Origin of the sequence: Thioclava sp. F28-4 (assembly GCF_002020045.1) — a bacterium.
In the GTDB taxonomy this organism is placed as follows: Bacteria; Pseudomonadota; Alphaproteobacteria; order Rhodobacterales; family Rhodobacteraceae; genus Thioclava; species Thioclava sediminum.
In genome coordinates this window covers 20,112-37,224 of the sequence record NZ_MPZQ01000003.1, presented here as the reverse complement: position 1 = coordinate 37,224, position 17,113 = coordinate 20,112, and the positions used below count along the sequence as shown (strand labels likewise).

Here is a 17,113-nt window from a genome sequence, read left to right as displayed (position 1 = left end):
AAAGGCCCCCGGTTCGGGGGCCTTTACTTTTGATGCGATCGGGATCGGGGAAAGTGGCGCGCTCGCGCCCTGCCCTTTACTTCTCGGCCGTCTCGCCGTTCAGGAGCGGGCGCAGATCCGAGGCGATCACGCGCTCGGTCAGCGGACCGGCGAAGCGATAGAGCACTTTGCCCGTGCCATCGATCACGAAGGTCTCTGGCACGCCGTAAACGCCCCAGTTCAGCGCCATCTTGCCGTTCGGATCGGCGCCGAGTTCGGCAAACGGGTTGCCCATCTCGCTCAGGAAGCCCTGCGCTTTGACGGGCTTGTCCTTGTAATTGACCCCGTAGATCGGGATACCCTCTTCGGCGAGCGCTTCGAGGTTGGGATGCTCCACCCGGCACGGCGCGCACCACGAGGCCCAGAAGTTCACCAGCTTCACCTTGCCGTCCTTCAGATCGGCATCGGTGAAGGGCTTGAAATCACCCAGCGGTTCAAGTTGCACCGGCGGCGCGGGCTTGCCCGCGAAAGCGGTCGGCAGCTGCGTCGGGTCCTCGCGCGTCATCCCCCAGATGAACACGCCCGCAAGCCCCGCGAAGATCAGCGGCGGCAGCAGCATAAGCGGCTTAACCATGTGCGCCCCCTTTCCGGCGGGCCTCGGCCTCGGCCAGTTGACGTTTCACCTTCGCGCCACGCATCAACGAGACGACGATGATCAGCACCAGCAGCACGACCGTCGAGGCCCAGGCGATGTTGACGGTTTCGGTGTAGGATTTGGTGGACGGGTCCACGAGGACAACGCCGCCCTCGGTGACGGTGCCGCCTTGCTCGGTCGTATCACTCATGCCATGCGCTCACGTTGCTGGATGGCGCCCAGACGGCGCGCGCGGACCTCGGTGCGGGTGCGGATCAGCACCAGCGCGAGGAAGAAGAATATGAACCCGGCCATGCACAGAAGCAGCGGGAACCAGTAGACATCGGCGATGTGCTGTTCGGAATCCATCGAGAGCGTCGCGCCCTGATGCAGCCCCTGGTTCCAGAAATTTGCCGCATAGCGCGAGAGCACCGCAAACACCCCGCCGACGAGGCTGAGCACGCCGGTCAGATCGGCGGCCGTGTCGGGGTTCTCGACCGCCGCCCAGAGCGCGATATAGCCGAGGTAGAACAGGAACAGGATCAGGAACGAGGTCAGACGCGGATCCCATTCCCACCAGGTGCCCCACATCGGCTGGCCCCAGACCGCGCCGGTGATCAGCGCGATCAGCGTCATCACCGCGCCGATGGGCGCTGCAGCCTTGGCGGCCAGCGCCGAGACATGGTGGCGGCGGATCAGCCAGATCAGCGAGGTCACGACCATCATCACCCAGATGTTGATCGCCATCATCGCGGCGGGGACATGGACATAGATCACCTTCACCGAGCCGCCGAAATTCTCGGCGGCGGGGACGAAGAAATAGCCCCAGACCAGCCCGACGATCAGCGTGATCGCGGCAATTCCCACCGTCCAGGGCAGGATCTTGTCCGTGGTCTTCATGAATTTGACGGGGTTGGCGTATTCCCAGATCGACATCTTGTTGTTCTGCTCACCTTCTGGCCAGGTTGGCTCTGTGTATCACGGCTCTTCCTATCACGGCGCGCGCGCGGGTTGCGCTAGCGCAGATTGACGCGGATCGCGGCGGCCGAGGCGAAGGGCACCAGCGCGACCGTCGCCGCCGTGATCCCGGCCAGCATCAGAAGCGGTGTCTCAGTGTTCATCCCCTCGGCGCCACGGCGCACGAGCTCCGCACCGAAGATGAGGGTCGGCACATAGAATGGCAAGACCAGCAGCGACAACAAAAGACCGCCGCGCTTCAGCCCGACCGTCAGCGCGGCCCCGAACGTTCCCAGAACCGACAGCGCCGGCGTGCCCAGAAGAAGCGAGATCACCATCCAGACATGCGCGCCCTGCGGCAGATGCAGCAAGATCCCGAACACGGGCGCAGCGACCACGAGCGGCAATCCGGTCGTGATCCAATGCGCGAGCGCCTTGATCGAGACGACCCCTTCGAGCGGCACCGGCGCGGTGACCAGCAGATCGAGCGAGCCATCCTCGTAATCGAGCGCGAAAATCCGGTCGAGCGAGAGCAGGCAGGCCAGAAGCGCGCCGACCCACAGGATGCCCGGCGCGATCCGCGCGAGGATTTTCCCCTCGGGACCGACGCCGAACGGGACCAGCGTCACAACGATCAGGAAGAAAGCCAGCCCGAGACCGAAGCCGCCGCCTGCACGCACCGCAAGGCGCAGGTCTCGCAAGAGAAGTGCGATCATGCCCGGCCTCCTTTGCCAGCCAAGGGGGCGCTGCCCCCTTCGCGGCTGCGCCGCTCATCCCCCGGGATATTTCCGCCAATCCGAAACAGCGCGCAGCTGCTTTCGGCTTGGTCCAAATATCCCCGCCGGAGGCTCCCGACCGCGCCGATAGCGCGCCGCGCGATCATAGGAAGGCCTCGTCGAAAGCGCCCTGCATCCCGCCCTCTTCCGGCGTCTTGGCCTTGAAGGGCGTCAGGTCGAGAACCTTGGCCTCGTTCAGCCCGAGATCGATATGGGTCGCGATCAGCGCGGCCCCGCCGCTCGCCAGATGGCCGCGCACGGCCTCGGCGAAGAGCGCGACAGAGGCGGTATCGAGCGAGACGGTCGGCTCGTCCAGCACCCAGATCGGGCGACCGGTCACCAGGAGTCGCGCAAGACCAAGGCGGCGCTTTTGCCCGGCAGACAGGCTATGGGCGGGCCGCGTCTCGAGGCTTTGAAGGTTCATGCGTTCCAGCGCCGGTTCGATATCGTTCGTCGCATAGACCGAGGCCCAGAAGCCGAGGTTCTCGCGCACGGTCAGCGTCGATTTCAGACCGTCGGAATGGGCGGCATAGGCCATGCTTTCGGGCGGCATCGACACCGTCCCGGCCAGCGCCGGTTGCAGCCCGGCCAAGGTGCGCAGAAGCGTCGTCTTGCCGACCCCGTTGGGGCCGCGCAGCACCAGCGCATGGCCTGCGTCGAGCGAAAAGCTCAGGTCTTCGAGAACCGGGAGACCACCGCGCGACACCGCGAGCCCTTCGACTGACAACATGCTCATTCAGGCGTCTCGGGGTTTTCCGGCATCGCGATCAGCGCGCAGCCGACCCGGCGGCCTTCTGACAGCAGCACGTTGTAGGTGCGGGCCGCCGAAGGCGTGGCCATGCCTTCGCACATCAGCCCCTCGGCCTCCAGCTCGGCCACGAGGTCCTTCGGCAGATGGGCGATCTCTTCGCCGGTGCCGATGAACAACACGTCGAGCTTGTCTGCCAGCGCACGCAGCGCAGCGCGGTCGTCCAGTCCGCCCCAGCTGCCCATCTCCTGGCCCGCGACCCAGATCGAGCCTCGCGTGACTTCACCAGCCACGCGGAAGAAACCCGGCCCGTAGCCGTCGATCGGCAGCGAGGCCCCGAAATTGGCTTCAGTCAGTAGCGACATCCGTTTTGTCGAAGAACTTCTCCGAGGGGTCCTTCTTCTCCTTGTTGCGGTCGAGCCCGATGAACAGGACGATGTTCTTTGCGACATAGACCGAGGAATAGGTGCCCACGATCACGCCCCAGGTCATCGCGAAGACGAAGTTGCGGATCACGTCGCCGCCCAGAACCAGCAGCGAGATCAGCGCCAGCAGCGTGGTGCCGGAGGTCATCACGGTACGCGACAGCGTCTCGTTGACCGAGAGGTTCATCACGTCGCGCAGCGGCATCTTCTTGTATTTCACGAGGTTCTCGCGAAGACGGTCGAAGACGACGACGGTATCGTTGATCGAATAGCCGAGGATCGTCAGCAGCGCCGCGATGATCGACAGGTCGAACTTGATCTGGAACAGCGCGAAGATCCCGACCGTGACGGTCACGTCATGGATCAGCGCGGCAACCGCGCCCACCGAGAACTGCCACTCGAACCGTAGCCAAATATAGACGAGGATCGCGGCCACGGCGGCCAGAACGGACCAGATCGCGGTCCAGATCAGCTCGCCCGAGACCTTCGGCCCGATCGACTCTGTCGCGACGATCTTGATGTCCTTGTTCACCGATTTGAGCGATTCCAGCACCTTGGCCTGGGTATCGGGGCTGATCGCCTCCTGACCGTCCTGCGCCTGAATGCGGATCGTGACGACCTTCTGATCGGCGCGGAAGTTCGGGTCATAGACCTGCGTGATCAGCACGTCGCCCAGATCGAGCGGCGCGATGGCCGAGCGGTAAGCCCCGATATCGACCGGCTCGGTCTGATCGGCCTCGGTCCGGATCGTGGTGCCGCCCCGGAAGTCGATGCCGAGGTTCAGCCCCATCACGAGCACCAGCACGATCGAGGCCAGCACCATGAAGACGGAGAAGCCGAAGGTCGCGACCTGATGTTTGAAGAAGTCGAAGTTGGTCTTCTCGGGGACCAGTTTCAGACGGAATGCCATGTCTTGATCTCCCTTACAGTACGAGTTCGCGGGGACGGCGGCGCGCGAACCAGATGCTCACGAACAGCCGCGTCACCCAGATCGCGGTGAAGACCGAGGTGATGATCCCGATCAGGAAGGTGACGGCGAAGCCCCGCACCGGGCCTGCGCCCAGCACGAAGAGGATCACCGCCGTGAGGAAGGTGGTCACGTTGGCGTCGACGATGGCGGACATCGCACGCTCATAGCCGAGCTCGATCGCGCGGGCGGCTTTCGCCTTTTGCTGATTGCGAAGCTCCTCGCGGATACGCTCGAACACGAGCACGTTGGCGTCGACCGCCGTACCCATCGTCAGCACGATCCCTGCGATACCAGGCAGCGTCAGCGTGCCGCCGATCACCGAGAGGATCGCGAAGATCAGCGCGATGTTGATCGCCAGCGCCAGCGAGGCGAAGACGCCGAAGGTGCCGTAGGACGCGATCATGAAGACCACCACGAGCACTGCGCCGACGGCTGCGGCCATCTTGCCGGCCGCGATCGAATCCGCGCCCAGCTCCGGGCCGATGGTCCGTTCTTCGAGGAAGGTCATCGAGGCGGGCAGCGCACCGGCGCGCAGCAGCAGCGCCAGGTCGGTCGCCTCTTTCACAGTGAACCGGCCGGTGATGATGCCCGAGCCGCCTGCGATATGCGATTGGATCGTGGGCGCCGAGATCACCTTGTTGTCGAGCACGATGGCGAAGGGCTTGCCGATATTGTTCTGCGTGTAGTCGCCGAAGGTGCGGGCCGCGCTCGCGTTGAAGCGGAAGGCCACCGCCGGATAGCCGTTCTGATCGGTATCGGGGCGCGCATCGGTCAGGTCCTCGCCGGTCACGACCGGAAGGCTGTCGAGGATGTAATAGAGCCCCTTCTGGTCGGCCGAGGGCAGGATTTCCTGATCCGAGCCCACCGCCTCGTTCGGATTCGAGCTGGTGCCGATCACCGAGTTGAAGGTCAGTTTCGCCGTGGTGCCGATCAGCTGCTTGATCTCTTGTGCGGAGCTTGCGCCCGGCACCTGGATCAGGATGCGGTCGGAGCCTTCGCGCACGATCGTGGGTTCACGGGTGCCCGCGGCGTCGATCCGGCGGCGCACGATCTCCAGCGATTGCTGCATCGTGCGGTCGTCGGTCGCGGCCTTCTCGGCATCCGAGAGCTGGATGATCAGCTGGTTGCCTTGGGTCGTGATCGCGAGGGTTTTCTGCCCCACACCGGTCAGCGACGAGACCGGGTTGTTCAGCGTCTCGGCGATCTTCTGGGCTTCCGCGATCTGGTCGGTATTGCCGATCTGGATCCGCAGAACGCCCGGGTCGGCATTCAGGCGACGGATCGAGCCGAGCGTGCCGCGTTCGGCGGCGAGCGCCTTGCGGAACTCGGGCCAGAGCGCATCGACCCGCGCCTTGTAGACCTCACCGACATTGACCTCGGCCAGAAGCTGCGCGCCACCGCGCAGATCAAGGCCGAGATTGACGATGTCGGAGGGCAGCCAATCGGGCCAGCCAGCCTGCGCGGCCTGCTGCTCGGGCGTCAGAGACTCGCCCTTCGCGGCGGCGGCAACGGCATCGTTATGCCCCTCCACCCGGTTGTAAAAGATGTTCGGCGCGGCAAAGACGACCCCGATCAAAATGATGATCAGGATCAGCACGCGCTTCCACAGCGAGATGTGCAACATGGGGGACGGGCCTTTTATGGCTTATTCAGAGGTCTTGGCGGGTTCGGTGCGCGAAACAACCTGCACGATGGTCGATTTCACCACGCGGACTTTGACGCCCTGCGCAATCTCGACCTCGACCTCGCCGTCTTCCTTGATATGGGTGACTTTGCCGAGAATGCCGCCCTGGGTCACGACCTGATCACCGCGGCGCAGCGCCTCGAGCATCGCCTTGTGCTCCTTGGCTTTTTTCTGCTGCGGACGGATCAGCAGGAAATACATGATCACGAAGATCAGGATCAGGGGAAGGAACTGGCCGAACGCAGCGGCGGGGTTACTGGCGCCACCGGCGGCCTGCGCGAAAGCGGGGGTCACGAACATGATCTATGGTCCTTTGTCATGGGCCTTGGGGGCAGCAAGCCCCGGTTGTCGGCGCGCACCCTAGCCGTGGCCCTGAGGCTTGGCAAGGCGAAGCGGCCCCTGTGAACGCGTCCTCACGTCGCGGTGACGGGGCGAAAGGAAACGGGGCGCAGGCCCCCTATCGCCAGAGGGCTGTGATCGGCAAGGAAAAAGGGGCTCTGCCCCCGCTCCTGCGGAGCGTCCCCGGGATATTTCGATCGAGAAGAAGGGAGAGGTCTCAGCCCAAGGGCAAGGCACGCTCGGCCAGTCGGGCGAGGTAGGATGCGCCCACCGGGGCGGCTTCGTCGTTGAAATCGAAGCGCGGATGGTGGAGCCCCGCGCCCTCGCCGGTGCCCATGAAGAGATAGGCGCCGGGCCGGGCCGCCAGCATATAGGCGAAATCCTCAGCCCCCATTTCGCGCGGAGCGTCGGTCACGACGCGCTCGGGGCCTGCGATTTCGCTTGCGACTTCGGCGGCGAAGCCTGTCTCGTCGGGGTCGTTCACGGTGGGCGGGTAACCACGTTCGTATTCGATCTCGACGCTGACGCCATGCGCCGCGGCGATCCCTTCGCAAATCTCGCGCAGCCGTTTTTCCGCCAGATCACGTACTTCCGGCTCGAAGCAGCGAATCGTCGCGGTGAGGAAGCCGCTTTCGGGGATGATGTTGAGCGCGGTACCCGCATGGATCTGCGTGACCGAGACGACGAGCGCATCGCCCGCGCCGACATTGCGCGACACGACCGTTTGCAGCGAGGTCACCATCGCCGAGAGCGCCGGGATCGGATCGATGCAGCCCTGCGGGGTCGCCGCATGGCCGCCGCGCCCCGTCACCGTCACGCGCGCCTCGTCGACCGAGGCGAGATAGGGGCCAGGCGTGGTGTAGAAATGCCCGAACGGGAGCCCCGGCGCATTGTGGATCGCGAAGACGCGCGAGATGGCGAAGCGCTCCATCACGCCGTCCTCGACCATCACCTCGGCGCCGCCACCGTCTTCCTCGGCGGGTTGGAAGATCAGCGCCACGGTGCCCGCGAATTTCCGGGTCTCGGCCAGATAGGCCGCAGCCCCCAGAAGCATCGCCGTATGCCCGTCATGGCCGCAGGCATGCATCTTGCCGGGCGTCTCGGAGGCGTAATCCGCATGGGTCTCTTCCGTGATCGGCAGCGCATCCATATCGGCGCGTAGGCCGATGGTGGGGCCTTCGCCCTGCCCCTTGATCAGCGCCACGATGCCGGTCTGCGCGATCCCTTCATGGATCTCATCCACCCCGATTTCGCGCAGCCTTGCTGCGACAAACTCCGAGGTCTGGTGCAGATCGAAACGCAGTTCGGGATGGCGATGCAGCCAGTGCCGCCATTCGGTCATTTGCGGGCCGAGATCGGCGATACGGTTGAGAACGGGCATAGTGGACTTCCCCTTGCGGGCTGGTTAGGCCAGAGGCATTCGCATGGCAGGAGGCAAGCTGCAATGGCCAAACCCGACGACGCACTCATCTTCGACGATACGGGCGATGCGGCCCATCAGTTCACTCGGCTGACCGCGATCATGGAATGCCTGCGTGATCCAGAGAGCGGTTGCCCGTGGGATCTGCAGCAGGATTTCGCTTCCATCGCGCCCTACACGATCGAGGAAGCGCATGAGGTGGCCGATGCGATCGCGCGCGAGGCGTGGTCGGAATTGCCCGGAGAGCTGGGCGATCTGGCGCTGCAGGTGGTCTATCACGCGCAGATGGCGTCCGAGGACGGGCGCTTCGATATCTCCGACGTGCTGCGTGCGATCAACGCGAAGATGGTGGCGCGCCATCCGCATGTCTTCGGCGACGAGAGCCGCGAGAAATCCGCGGAACAGCAGACCGCCGATTGGGAAGCGATCAAGGCGGCCGAGCGCAAGGCTGCCGGTAAATCCGAGCGTATCGGTGTGTTGGACGGGGTGGCTCTGGGCCTGCCCGCGCTGACCCGTGCGATCAAGCTGCAGAACCGTGCGGCGCGGGTGGGGTTCGACTGGCCCTCGACCGATGAGGTGCTCGACAAGATCGTCGAGGAAGCGCGCGAGCTGGAAGAGGCGCGCGACGAATTGGGACCGGAGGAGCTGGCCGAGGAATATGGCGACCTGCTGTTTGTGATGGTCAATCTCGGGCGGCATCTGGGATTGGACCCCGAAGCGTCCCTGCGCGCAGCCAATCTGAAATTCACCAATCGGTTCAATCATATCGAGCGCGAACTTGAGGCGCGCGGCAAGGCGCCGAAGGATAGCGATCTGGCCGAGATGGATGTGCTTTGGAACGAGGCGAAGGCGCGCAAGATCAAGTGACGGAGGGGGCGCTGCCCCCGCGCGCGGCTGCGCGCAAAACTCAGAGGTTGAGGGGGCGCTGCCCCCGCGCTACCGCGCCCCCCGGGATATTTTCGCCAAGAGGAAGTTCAGAGAAACGCTTTGCGGAGCATGTTGAGTGCGACCAGCATCAGGAAGCCCGCGAAGACGCGCTTGAGTTTCTTCGGGTCGAGCTTGTGGGCCAGTGCCGCGCCCAGCGGGGCGGTGATCGTGGTCATCGCGATGACAATTAGGAAGGCGGGGATATTGACCGCGCCGATCGAGTAAGGCGGGGCGTCGGCCACTGGCGTCAGCAGGAAGCCGATCGCCGAGGGCAGCGCGATGGTCACGCCGAAGCCTGCCGAGGTCGCGACCGCGCGGTGGATCGGGATACCGTGAAGCGTCTGCATCGGCGTGCCGATCGAGCCGCCACCGATACCCAGCAGGACCGAGAGGAACCCCATCAGCGGGCCGAACCATGCGCGGAAGATCCCGCCCGGCAGCCCGTCCGAAATCCGCCAGCTCGATTTACCGAACATCATGTAGCAGGCGATCACCAGCACCATCACCGCGAAGATGATCTGCATGGTCGAGGAGCGCAGTTGATGGACGACCAGCACCCCGATGATCGCACCGATGGCGATGGGGGCGATCCATTGCTTGAGGATGTTCCAGTCGACCGCGCCCTTGCGGTTATGGGCCATGACCGAGCGGATCGAAGTGACGATGATCGTAGCCAGCGAGGTCGCAACGCAGACCTGCATCAGATCGTTTGAACCGTAGCCCAAGCCGCTGAAAAGATAGAAGAAGGCGGGCACGAGGACGATCCCGCCGCCGACCCCCAGAAGCCCCGCCAGAACGCCTGCGAACGCCCCCACTGCCATCAGGATCAAGACGAGCGGCGCGAGCGTAGCGAAATCGGGCATGTCGGGAAATCTCCTTGGGTTCCGCTCAGTTAACCCGTTCACGTACGGCTGACAACGCACTCTCGAAAAGTTCAACCCCGGCGCCGTCGCGGGTCGCGCCTTCCGACAGGATCTGCCGGAAGCGGCGCGCGCCGGGCTTGCCGTGGAACAGGCCGAGCATGTGGCGGGTGATCTGGTGCAGCCTGCCGCCGCGCTCGATATGACGCGCGATATAGGGGATCATCGCCTGCGCCACGTCGAAGGGATCGCGGGCCTCGCCCTGCCCCCAGATCCGCTGATCGGCGGCGCCAAGCACTTCCATCGGCTGATGATAAGCTGCGCGGCCCACCATCACCCCGTCGAGCCCTTGCGCGAGTTCCGCCTCGGCTGCGGCGAGATCTTTGATACCGCCATTGATCGACAGATGGAGCTGCGGATAGGCCGCCTTCATCGCGTGGACGAGTGGGTAATCGAGCGGCGGGATTTCGCGGTTATCCTTGGGCGAGAGGCCTTGCAGCCAAGCCTTGCGGGCATGGATCGTGATGCGGGTCACGCCTGCGGCAGCGACCTTCTCGATGAACTCGGGCAGCACCTCTTGCGGGTCCTGATCGTCGACACCGATGCGGCATTTCACCGTGACTTCAATCGGTTGCGCATCGATCATCGCGGCACAGCACTCCGCAACAAGATCGGGCGACTTCATCAAAACCGCGCCGAACGCCCCGGATTGCACGCGATCCGAGGGGCAGCCGCAGTTTAGGTTAATCTCGTCATAGCCGAAATCCGCGCCGACTTTTGCTGCCTCGGCCAGTTCCTTGGCGTCCGAGCCACCGAGTTGCAGCGCCACCGGGTGCTCTGCCTCATCGAACCCCAGCAAGCGGTCGCGATCGCCATGAATCACCGCGGGCGCGGTTACCATCTCGGTATAAAGCAACGCGTTGCGGCTGATCTGACGGTGGAAGTAGCGGCAATGGCGGTCGGTCCAGTCCATCATCGGCGCGACCGAGAGCTTCGCTGCGCGGATCAGGGCGTCATCTGTCGTCATCGCATCTCTCATCGGGTCTGTCTCGGGGCCGTCTCGATAGCGTCTGTGCCGCCCCCAAGGCGCTGAAATTCCGGAAACTGGGGGAAGTGGCGCACCCAGAAGGATTCGAACCTTCGGCCTCTGCCTTCGGAGGGCAGCGCTCTATCCAGCTGAGCTATGGGTGCCTGAAGCGGCGTATAAAGAAGGAGCGCGCGGCTCGCAACTGGGAAATCGGCTTACCGGGCGGCGAGCGCGTCGTCGAGCACGCCTGCCAGCACATCGCGTGGCACATCCGAGGTCACGAAAGCCTCCCCGATGCCGCGCGCGAGGATGAAGCGCAGCTTGCCGTCGAGCACTTTCTTGTCCTGCGCCATCAGGTCGATCAGCGCGTCGCGGCCCGGCAGATCGCCCTCGATATCAGCGAGATCGGTCTTCATTCCCATGTCGCGCAGATGCGCGCGCACGCGGCTCGGGGCTTCTTGCGAACACAGGCCGAGGCGCTGGCTCAGCTCGAACGCCATCGCGCAGCCGATCGCCACGCCCTCGCCATGCAGAAGCCGGTCGGAATAACCGGTCGCGGCCTCCAGCGCGTGGCAGAAGGTGTGACCGAGGTTCAGAAGCGCGCGATCGCCCTCCTCCGTCTCGTCGCGGGCCACGATCTCGGCCTTCATCTCGACCGAGCGTTTCACCGCATGCAGGCGCTTTTCCATATCGCCCGCCGCCATCGCAGGCGCGTTGGCCTCGAGCCAGTCGAAGAATTTCGCATCGCCCAGAAGCCCGTATTTCACCACTTCGCCATAGCCCGCGAGGAAGTCGCGCGGCTCGAGCGTTCCCAGCACGTCGAGATCGGCCAGCACCAACGACGGCTGATGGAAGGCGCCGATCAGGTTCTTGCCCTGCGGCGCGTTGATCCCGGTCTTGCCGCCCACGGAGCTGTCGACCTGCGCGAGAAGCGAGGTCGGGATCTGCACGAAACGCACGCCCCGGCGCAGCACGGCGGCCGCAAACCCCACCAGATCGCCGATCACGCCGCCGCCCAAAGCGATGACGATATCCTTGCGCTCGACCTTCTGCTCGAGCAGCCATTCGACGGTGCGGGTAAACTGCGGCCAGCTTTTCGTGCCCTCGCCCGGCGGCAGGGTCAGCGAGACCATCTCGATATCGCCAAGGCCGCGGCGCAGGGTCGCGAGATGCAGATCGGCCACTGTCTGATCGGCGACGACCGCCACGCGCGGACGGCGCAGCAAGGGCGCGATCTCGGTTCCGGCATTTTCCAGCAGACCGGTGCCGATGCGCACCTCGTAGGAACGCTCGCCCAGCTCGACCGGCACGATCTCACGCATCTTTCACCTCTTCGATCAATCCATCCACTTCGCGCAAATGCGCCACCACCTTGCGCGCCATGCCCTGCACCGAGAGGCCCGGCTCGGCCTCGACCACGATCTGGGCCTTTTGATAATGCGGAATGCGCGCGGCCAGCAGATCGCTCAGCGTTCGTTTCGGGTCGGCCGTGCGCAGCAAGGGCCGCGTGTTCTTGTGGCGCACCCGGTTCCACAGGATCTCCAGATCCGCTTTCAGCCAGACCGAGACGCCGAGCCGGTTGATCAGCTCGCGGTTCTTCTCGGACAGGAAGGCCCCGCCACCGGTCGAGATCACGCCGGGCGGGCCCATCAGCAGCCGCTCCAGCACTTCCGATTCGCGGGCGCGGAAGAACGGCTCGCCGTCGCGGGCGAAAATCTCGGCCACGGTCATCTGGGCGGCACGTTCGATTTCATGGTCGCTGTCGAGGAATGCCGAATCGAGCATCTTGGACAGGGCGGTGCCGACTGCCGTCTTGCCCGAGCCCATCATGCCGACGAGCACGACGGAGCGCGTCAGATGCCCCTCGATCCCGGTTTCGCCTTCCACCTAGCGCCCCCTGCCTCGCGTCGCCTGCGGTTTTCCTGCCCTGTCAATCCCGGCGGGACGGACAAGGCTTGCCATCGGCGGAGCCTTGCACAATCGTGACGCAGGACCCCTTGAATGGCGTGAACTTCCCTGAAATGCCATATATGATCAACGCGAAACCGCAACCAAGAACGGCCCGCCCGCCGAGAGACACGTTATGGGACGGGCCGCGACAGACGGCAGAAAAGAGAGATTATGGGGCGCATCTTCAAGCTTATCGTCATCCTTCTGGTGCTTGGCGCGATCGGCGTGATCGGCTTTGCTTACTTGGGCGACATGAGCCCCGACAGTCAGGAACAGCGGATCGAAGTCACCCTGCCCGACGGCTCGGGCATGGCGGGCACGAGTAATTCCGATGCAGGTACTGCGACAGGCACTGACAGCGAGGCTGCGAGTGGCAACTGATGGCCGTGCGGCGACCCTTGGCCTGATCTGGCTGAGCGGGTTCGCGCTTGGCGGTCTGGTGGCGGGTCCCGCCGCCGCGCAATCGAATGCCGCGGTGGACGCCAGCGCTGCGGCCGGCAGCCCGATGTCGGCGATCGACTGGCTGTCGCATTCCCTGGCGAATTCGCCGCGCGACGGGTCGGCGTCTTCGACTGCGCCTGTCACCGGGGCTGGCGGGATTGAGGATATCGCGGTGCTCTCGCTCGACGCGCCCTCCGCCGATACGTTGGGGCTGCTGACGCCGGATCGCACCGGGTTGCCGCGCGATCTCTGGGGCAAGACGCCCGAACCGGAACTGGCGCAGGCCTTGCGGGCGATGCCGCTTGATCAGTTGCCCGCGCTGCGGGAGCTGAGCCTGACATTGCTGCTGGCCGAGCTGAACCCGCCGCAGATCGAGACGCCGTCGCAGCGCAACCAGCTGTTCCTTGCCCGGATCGACCGGCTTCTGGACATGGGCGCGCTGGAACAGGCCAATGCACTTCTGGGACAGGCTGGCACGGCGAGCCCCGAGATTTTCCGCCGCAGCTTCGACGTGGCGCTGCTGCTTGGTCAGGAGAACCGCGCCTGCAAGATCATCGAGCGCACGCCCGGTATCGCGCCTTCCTACGCCGCGCGGGTGTTCTGTCTTGCGCGCAACGGGCAGTGGGACACCGCAGAGCTGATCTATGGCACGGGTGCCGCGTTGGGGCAGATCCCGCAGGAGGATCGCTCTCTGCTGGAACAATTCCTCGATCCGGCCCTGGCCGAGGAGGCCGGAGATGCGCCGCCGCCCGATCACGTCACGCCGCTTGCGTTCAAGATGATGGAGGCGATCGGTCAGCCGCTACCCACGGCGACGCTGCCTCTGGCCTTCGCGCAGGCCGATCTGACCGAAAATAACGGCTGGAAGTCGCAATTGGAGGCCGCAGAGCGTCTGGCCCGCGCGGGCGTCCTCGACCCGAACCGGCTGCTAGGCCTCTATACCGAGCGCAAAGCGGCGGCGTCAGGGGCGCTCTGGGATCGCGTGTCAGCCGTGAGTGCGCTCGATCAGGCGCTTGAGGCGAGCGATACCGACAGGGTCGCGACCGCCCTGCCCGCCGCCTATGACGTAATGGCCTCGGAAGATCTCGCCCCGGTTCTGGGCGCGCTGTTCGGCGACCAGCTCGCCGGGATGGACCTGCCGGGCCGCGCGGGCCGCCTCGCGTACGAGCTGAGCCTGCTGACCCCGAATTATGAAGAAAACGCCCGCAAAGGCACGCAGAGTTCGGCGCAGGCCGCGCTGCTCAAGGGGCTGGCCGCTGGCGATACCAGCGCAACTCCCGCAAGCGGCGCGCGCGATCAGGCGCTGAAGACGGTCTTCGATGCGCCGCCGGGTGCCGCGCCCGACCGCTACAAGGGATTACTGCCCGACCAGCTTGGCCTCGCTCTCATCGAGGCGATCGGGGATGTGGGCGACGGCGCGAAGGGCGATTATCCGCGGCTGCAGGACGGTCTGAGCCTGCTGCGACTGGCCGGGCTGGAAACCGTCGCGCGGCGCGCCGCGATCGAGCTGATCGTGCTGGGAGATCGCGGATGACCGGACCCGGTTCAGACGCGCCGCCCGATCCGCAATGGCTGCCGAGTTTTCTGGATGCGCAATCCGCCGAAGCCGGTGCCGCGCGCAACACGATCCTGAGTTACGGGCGTGATCTCAATGACTTCGCAGGCTTTCTTCAGGCGAAGGGCCTGAGCTATGCGACGCTCACCCGCGCCGATATCGAGACCTATCTGATCCGCTGCGAGGCGGAGGGGCTGGCGAAATCAACCCGCGCGCGCAGGCTCTCGGCGATCCGGCAGCTTTACCGCTTCGCTTATGAGGAAGGCTGGCGCGCCGACAATCCGGCGATCCGCATTTCAGGCCCCGGCCGCGCGCAACGCCTGCCGAAAACGTTGAGCCTCGAAGAGGTCGAGGCGTTGCTGGAGGCCGCGCGCGATCAGGGCCGCTCGCAGAAAGACCAGATCCGCAATCGCTGCCTGATGGAGCTGCTCTATGCGACGGGGATGCGGGTCTCCGAACTGGTCTCGCTGCCCGTCTCATCTGCGCGCGGCGATCCGAGGATGCTGCTCGTGCGCGGCAAAGGGGACAAGGAGCGGATGGTGCCGCTCTCGCCACCGGCGCGCGAGGCGCTGGCCGACTGGCTGAGTGCGCGCGACGCGGCCGAGGAACAGGCCCGCATCGAGCATCGCGCGCCGCCCTCGCGCTTCCTCTTCCCCTCGGGCGGCAAGGAAGGTCACCTGACCCGTCAGGGCTTTCACAAGCTGCTCAAAGACATCGCGGTAAAGGCTGGGGTCAGCCCCGCCAAGGTCACGCCCCACGTCTTGCGCCACGCCTTCGCCACGCATCTTCTGCAAGGTGGCGCGGACCTGCGTGCGATCCAGATGCTGCTGGGGCACGCGGACCTGTCGACCACGGAAATCTACACCCATGTCCTCGACGAACGGCTCAAGGAGTTGGTGCTGACGCATCACCCGCTGGCGAAACCGCGCGGCAAAAGTGACGGCACCGCTTGAATGCGCCCTGCCCGCGCCCCATAACCTGACACCATGGAAAACACTCTCGATTTTGCCTTCTGGATCACCGCCGGTTCGATCATCCTGCTGCTGGCGCTCTCGGCCTTTTTCTCGGGCTCGGAAACCGCGCTGACGGCGGCCAGCCGCGCGAAGCTGCGCGCGCAGGCCGACAAGGGCGAAAACGGCGCACAGACCGCGCTGGAGGTCACCGAGGATAGCGAGCGCCTGATCGGCGCGATCCTTCTGGGCAATAACGTCGTCAACATCCTCTCGGCCTCGCTCGCGACCGCGCTTCTGACGCGGGTCTTCGGGCAATCGGGCGTGGCGCTGGCGACGCTGGTGATGACGCTTCTGGTTCTGATCTTCGCAGAGGTGCTGCCCAAGACCTACGCGATCACCCTGCCCGAGAAAGTGGCCTCGAAGGTTGCGGGGCCGATCCGTGTCGTGACGCTCATTCTCGCGCCGATCGTCGCCATCGTGCGGATGATCGTGCGCGGCATTCTCTATGCCTTCGGGATGCGGACCGACAAGGACACCCATATGTTCTCGATCCACGAGGAGATCGCGGGCGCGCTGGCGCTGGGTCAATCCGAGGGCACGGTCGACAAGGAAGACCGTGACCGGCTGCTGGGCGCGCTCGATCTGGGCAATCGCACGGTCGAAGAGATCATGCTCCACCGGAGCCAGATCGAGATGATCGATATCGAGGAAGACCCCGACACGATCCTGACGGCGGTGCTCTCCTCGCCCCATACCCGGCTGCCGCTCTATCGCGGCGAGCGCGAGAACGTGGTGGGCGTGATCCATTCCAAAGACCTGCTGCGTGCGGTGGAGAAGGTCGTCCGCGGCGGCGACGGCACGCTGGAAAGCGTCGCCGATCTCGACATCGCCAAGGTGATGATGAAGCCCTATTTCGTCCCCGAGACGACGCCGCTCGACGAGCAGATGCAGGAGTTCCTGAAACGTCGCACCCATTTCGCGCTGGTGGTGGATGAATATGGCGATCTGCGCGGTCTGCTGACGCTCGAGGACATCCTCGAAGAGATCGTGGGCGAGATCACCGACGAGTTCGACCCCAAGGCCGAGAAGCGTCTGAAACCCACCGAGAGCGGCGATTACATCGTCGACGGCGCGATGACGATCCGCGACCTGAACCGCGAGACCGATTGGACGCTGCCCGATGAAGAGGCCAACACCGTCGCCGGTCTGGTGATCCACGAGGCGCAGACGATCCCGACCGAGGGACAGGTCTTCTCCTTCCACGGCTTCCGCTTCGAGGTCGCCGGCCGCAAGGACAACCGGATCACGCGGCTGAAGATCCGGCCGCTGATCCCGGGCGGCTATCCGGAGAGCTGAGCGGCGATCCCGGAGGGGGCGCTGCCCCCGCGGCTGCGTGGCCCTTCGCTTGCGCTCCGGGCGTTCGGCGGGGCGTCCTTCCACTGGAAGGCCGCGCGTCCCGCCTCACCCC

The 17,113-nt window shown here is 65.1% G+C and carries 19 protein-coding genes and 1 tRNA gene; 5 read left to right on the top strand and 15 right to left on the bottom strand.

Annotation, left to right across the window (positions count from 1 at the left end; translation table 11 throughout):
- Positions 1–76 precede the first annotated feature (76 nt).
- The 10 genes from BMI87_RS07880 to BMI87_RS07835 all read right to left on the bottom strand — a co-directional run bounded on the left by BMI87_RS07880 (position 77) and on the right by BMI87_RS07835 (position 7,893).
- Positions 77–613, bottom strand: coding sequence for a DsbE family thiol:disulfide interchange protein (locus BMI87_RS07880; RefSeq protein WP_143594747.1), 537 nt, complete (start codon positions 611–613; stop codon positions 77–79).
- Positions 606–824: a heme exporter protein CcmD gene (ccmD, locus tag BMI87_RS07875; protein WP_078520640.1), complete on the bottom strand. Its 219-nt coding sequence runs from the start codon at positions 822–824 to the stop codon at positions 606–608. Before ccmD ends, BMI87_RS07880 begins: the two co-directional genes overlap by 8 nt.
- Positions 821–1,549, bottom strand: a complete 729-nt coding sequence (locus tag BMI87_RS07870; RefSeq protein ID WP_078520639.1) for a heme ABC transporter permease — start codon at positions 1,547–1,549, stop codon at positions 821–823. The genes ccmD and BMI87_RS07870 overlap by 4 nt, the downstream gene beginning before the upstream one ends.
- 80 nt (positions 1,550–1,629) lie before the next feature.
- Positions 1,630–2,286 (bottom strand): heme exporter protein CcmB, encoded by a 657-nt coding sequence (gene ccmB / locus BMI87_RS07865; RefSeq protein WP_078520638.1) that lies wholly within the window; start codon positions 2,284–2,286, stop codon positions 1,630–1,632.
- A gap of 163 nt (positions 2,287–2,449) precedes the next feature.
- Positions 2,450–3,082: a heme ABC exporter ATP-binding protein CcmA gene (gene ccmA, locus BMI87_RS07860; protein WP_078520637.1), complete on the bottom strand. Its 633-nt coding sequence runs from the start codon at positions 3,080–3,082 to the stop codon at positions 2,450–2,452.
- Positions 3,079–3,459: an Mth938-like domain-containing protein gene (locus tag BMI87_RS07855; RefSeq protein ID WP_078520636.1), complete on the bottom strand. Its 381-nt coding sequence runs from the start codon at positions 3,457–3,459 to the stop codon at positions 3,079–3,081. Before BMI87_RS07855 ends, ccmA begins: the two co-directional genes overlap by 4 nt.
- Positions 3,443–4,429: a protein translocase subunit SecF gene (secF, locus tag BMI87_RS07850; protein ID WP_078520635.1), complete on the bottom strand. Its 987-nt coding sequence runs from the start codon at positions 4,427–4,429 to the stop codon at positions 3,443–3,445. The genes BMI87_RS07855 and secF overlap by 17 nt, the downstream gene beginning before the upstream one ends.
- 13 nt (positions 4,430–4,442) lie before the next feature.
- On the bottom strand, positions 4,443–6,113 hold the full coding sequence (gene secD, locus BMI87_RS07845; protein ID WP_078520634.1) for a protein translocase subunit SecD: 1,671 nt from the start codon (positions 6,111–6,113) through the stop codon (positions 4,443–4,445).
- Positions 6,114–6,134: 21 nt separating this feature from the next.
- Positions 6,135–6,473: a preprotein translocase subunit YajC gene (gene yajC / locus BMI87_RS07840; protein WP_078520633.1), complete on the bottom strand. Its 339-nt coding sequence runs from the start codon at positions 6,471–6,473 to the stop codon at positions 6,135–6,137.
- 256 nt (positions 6,474–6,729) lie between these two features.
- Entirely contained in the window at positions 6,730–7,893 is a 1,164-nt protein-coding gene (locus tag BMI87_RS07835; protein ID WP_078520632.1) for a M20 aminoacylase family protein, read from the bottom strand.
- A 63-nt stretch (positions 7,894–7,956) separates the two neighbouring features.
- Here BMI87_RS07835 and mazG point away from each other — a divergent pair, with 63 nt between their 5' ends.
- Entirely contained in the window at positions 7,957–8,799 is an 843-nt protein-coding gene (gene mazG / locus BMI87_RS07830; RefSeq protein ID WP_078520631.1) for a nucleoside triphosphate pyrophosphohydrolase, read from the top strand.
- Positions 8,800–8,906: 107 nt separating this feature from the next.
- On the opposite strand, the gene BMI87_RS07825 is transcribed toward mazG, so the two are convergent.
- The 5 genes from BMI87_RS07825 to BMI87_RS07805 all read right to left on the bottom strand — a co-directional run bounded on the left by BMI87_RS07825 (position 8,907) and on the right by BMI87_RS07805 (position 12,633).
- Positions 8,907–9,722, bottom strand: coding sequence for a sulfite exporter TauE/SafE family protein (locus tag BMI87_RS07825; protein ID WP_078520630.1), 816 nt, complete (start codon positions 9,720–9,722; stop codon positions 8,907–8,909).
- A gap of 25 nt (positions 9,723–9,747) precedes the next feature.
- A complete protein-coding gene (gene dusA / locus BMI87_RS07820) occupies positions 9,748–10,746 on the bottom strand; it encodes a tRNA dihydrouridine(20/20a) synthase DusA (protein WP_078520629.1) in 999 nt (332 codons plus the stop codon).
- An 87-nt stretch (positions 10,747–10,833) separates the two neighbouring features.
- A tRNA-Arg gene (locus BMI87_RS07815) sits at positions 10,834–10,910 on the bottom strand.
- 51 nt (positions 10,911–10,961) lie between these two features.
- Positions 10,962–12,068: a 3-dehydroquinate synthase gene (aroB, locus tag BMI87_RS07810; protein WP_078520628.1), complete on the bottom strand. Its 1,107-nt coding sequence runs from the start codon at positions 12,066–12,068 to the stop codon at positions 10,962–10,964.
- Positions 12,061–12,633: a shikimate kinase gene (locus tag BMI87_RS07805; RefSeq protein WP_078520627.1), complete on the bottom strand. Its 573-nt coding sequence runs from the start codon at positions 12,631–12,633 to the stop codon at positions 12,061–12,063. Before BMI87_RS07805 ends, aroB begins: the two co-directional genes overlap by 8 nt.
- 234 nt (positions 12,634–12,867) lie before the next feature.
- Here BMI87_RS07805 and BMI87_RS07800 point away from each other — a divergent pair, with 234 nt between their 5' ends.
- The 4 genes from BMI87_RS07800 to BMI87_RS07785 are packed head-to-tail and all read left to right on the top strand — an operon-like array spanning position 12,868 to position 17,001.
- Positions 12,868–13,077: a hypothetical protein gene (locus tag BMI87_RS07800; RefSeq protein ID WP_078520626.1), complete on the top strand. Its 210-nt coding sequence runs from the start codon at positions 12,868–12,870 to the stop codon at positions 13,075–13,077.
- Positions 13,067–14,671, top strand: coding sequence for a hypothetical protein (locus BMI87_RS07795; RefSeq protein ID WP_078520625.1), 1,605 nt, complete (start codon positions 13,067–13,069; stop codon positions 14,669–14,671). Before BMI87_RS07800 ends, BMI87_RS07795 begins: the two co-directional genes overlap by 11 nt.
- The gene (locus BMI87_RS07790) at positions 14,668–15,645 is read left to right on the top strand and encodes a site-specific tyrosine recombinase XerD (protein ID WP_078520624.1); all 978 of its coding nucleotides are present in this window, start codon (positions 14,668–14,670) and stop codon (positions 15,643–15,645) included. Before BMI87_RS07795 ends, BMI87_RS07790 begins: the two co-directional genes overlap by 4 nt.
- A 33-nt stretch (positions 15,646–15,678) precedes the next feature.
- The gene (locus BMI87_RS07785; protein WP_078520623.1) at positions 15,679–17,001 is read left to right on the top strand and encodes an HlyC/CorC family transporter; all 1,323 of its coding nucleotides are present in this window, start codon (positions 15,679–15,681) and stop codon (positions 16,999–17,001) included.
- Positions 17,002–17,113: the final 112 nt, after the last annotated feature.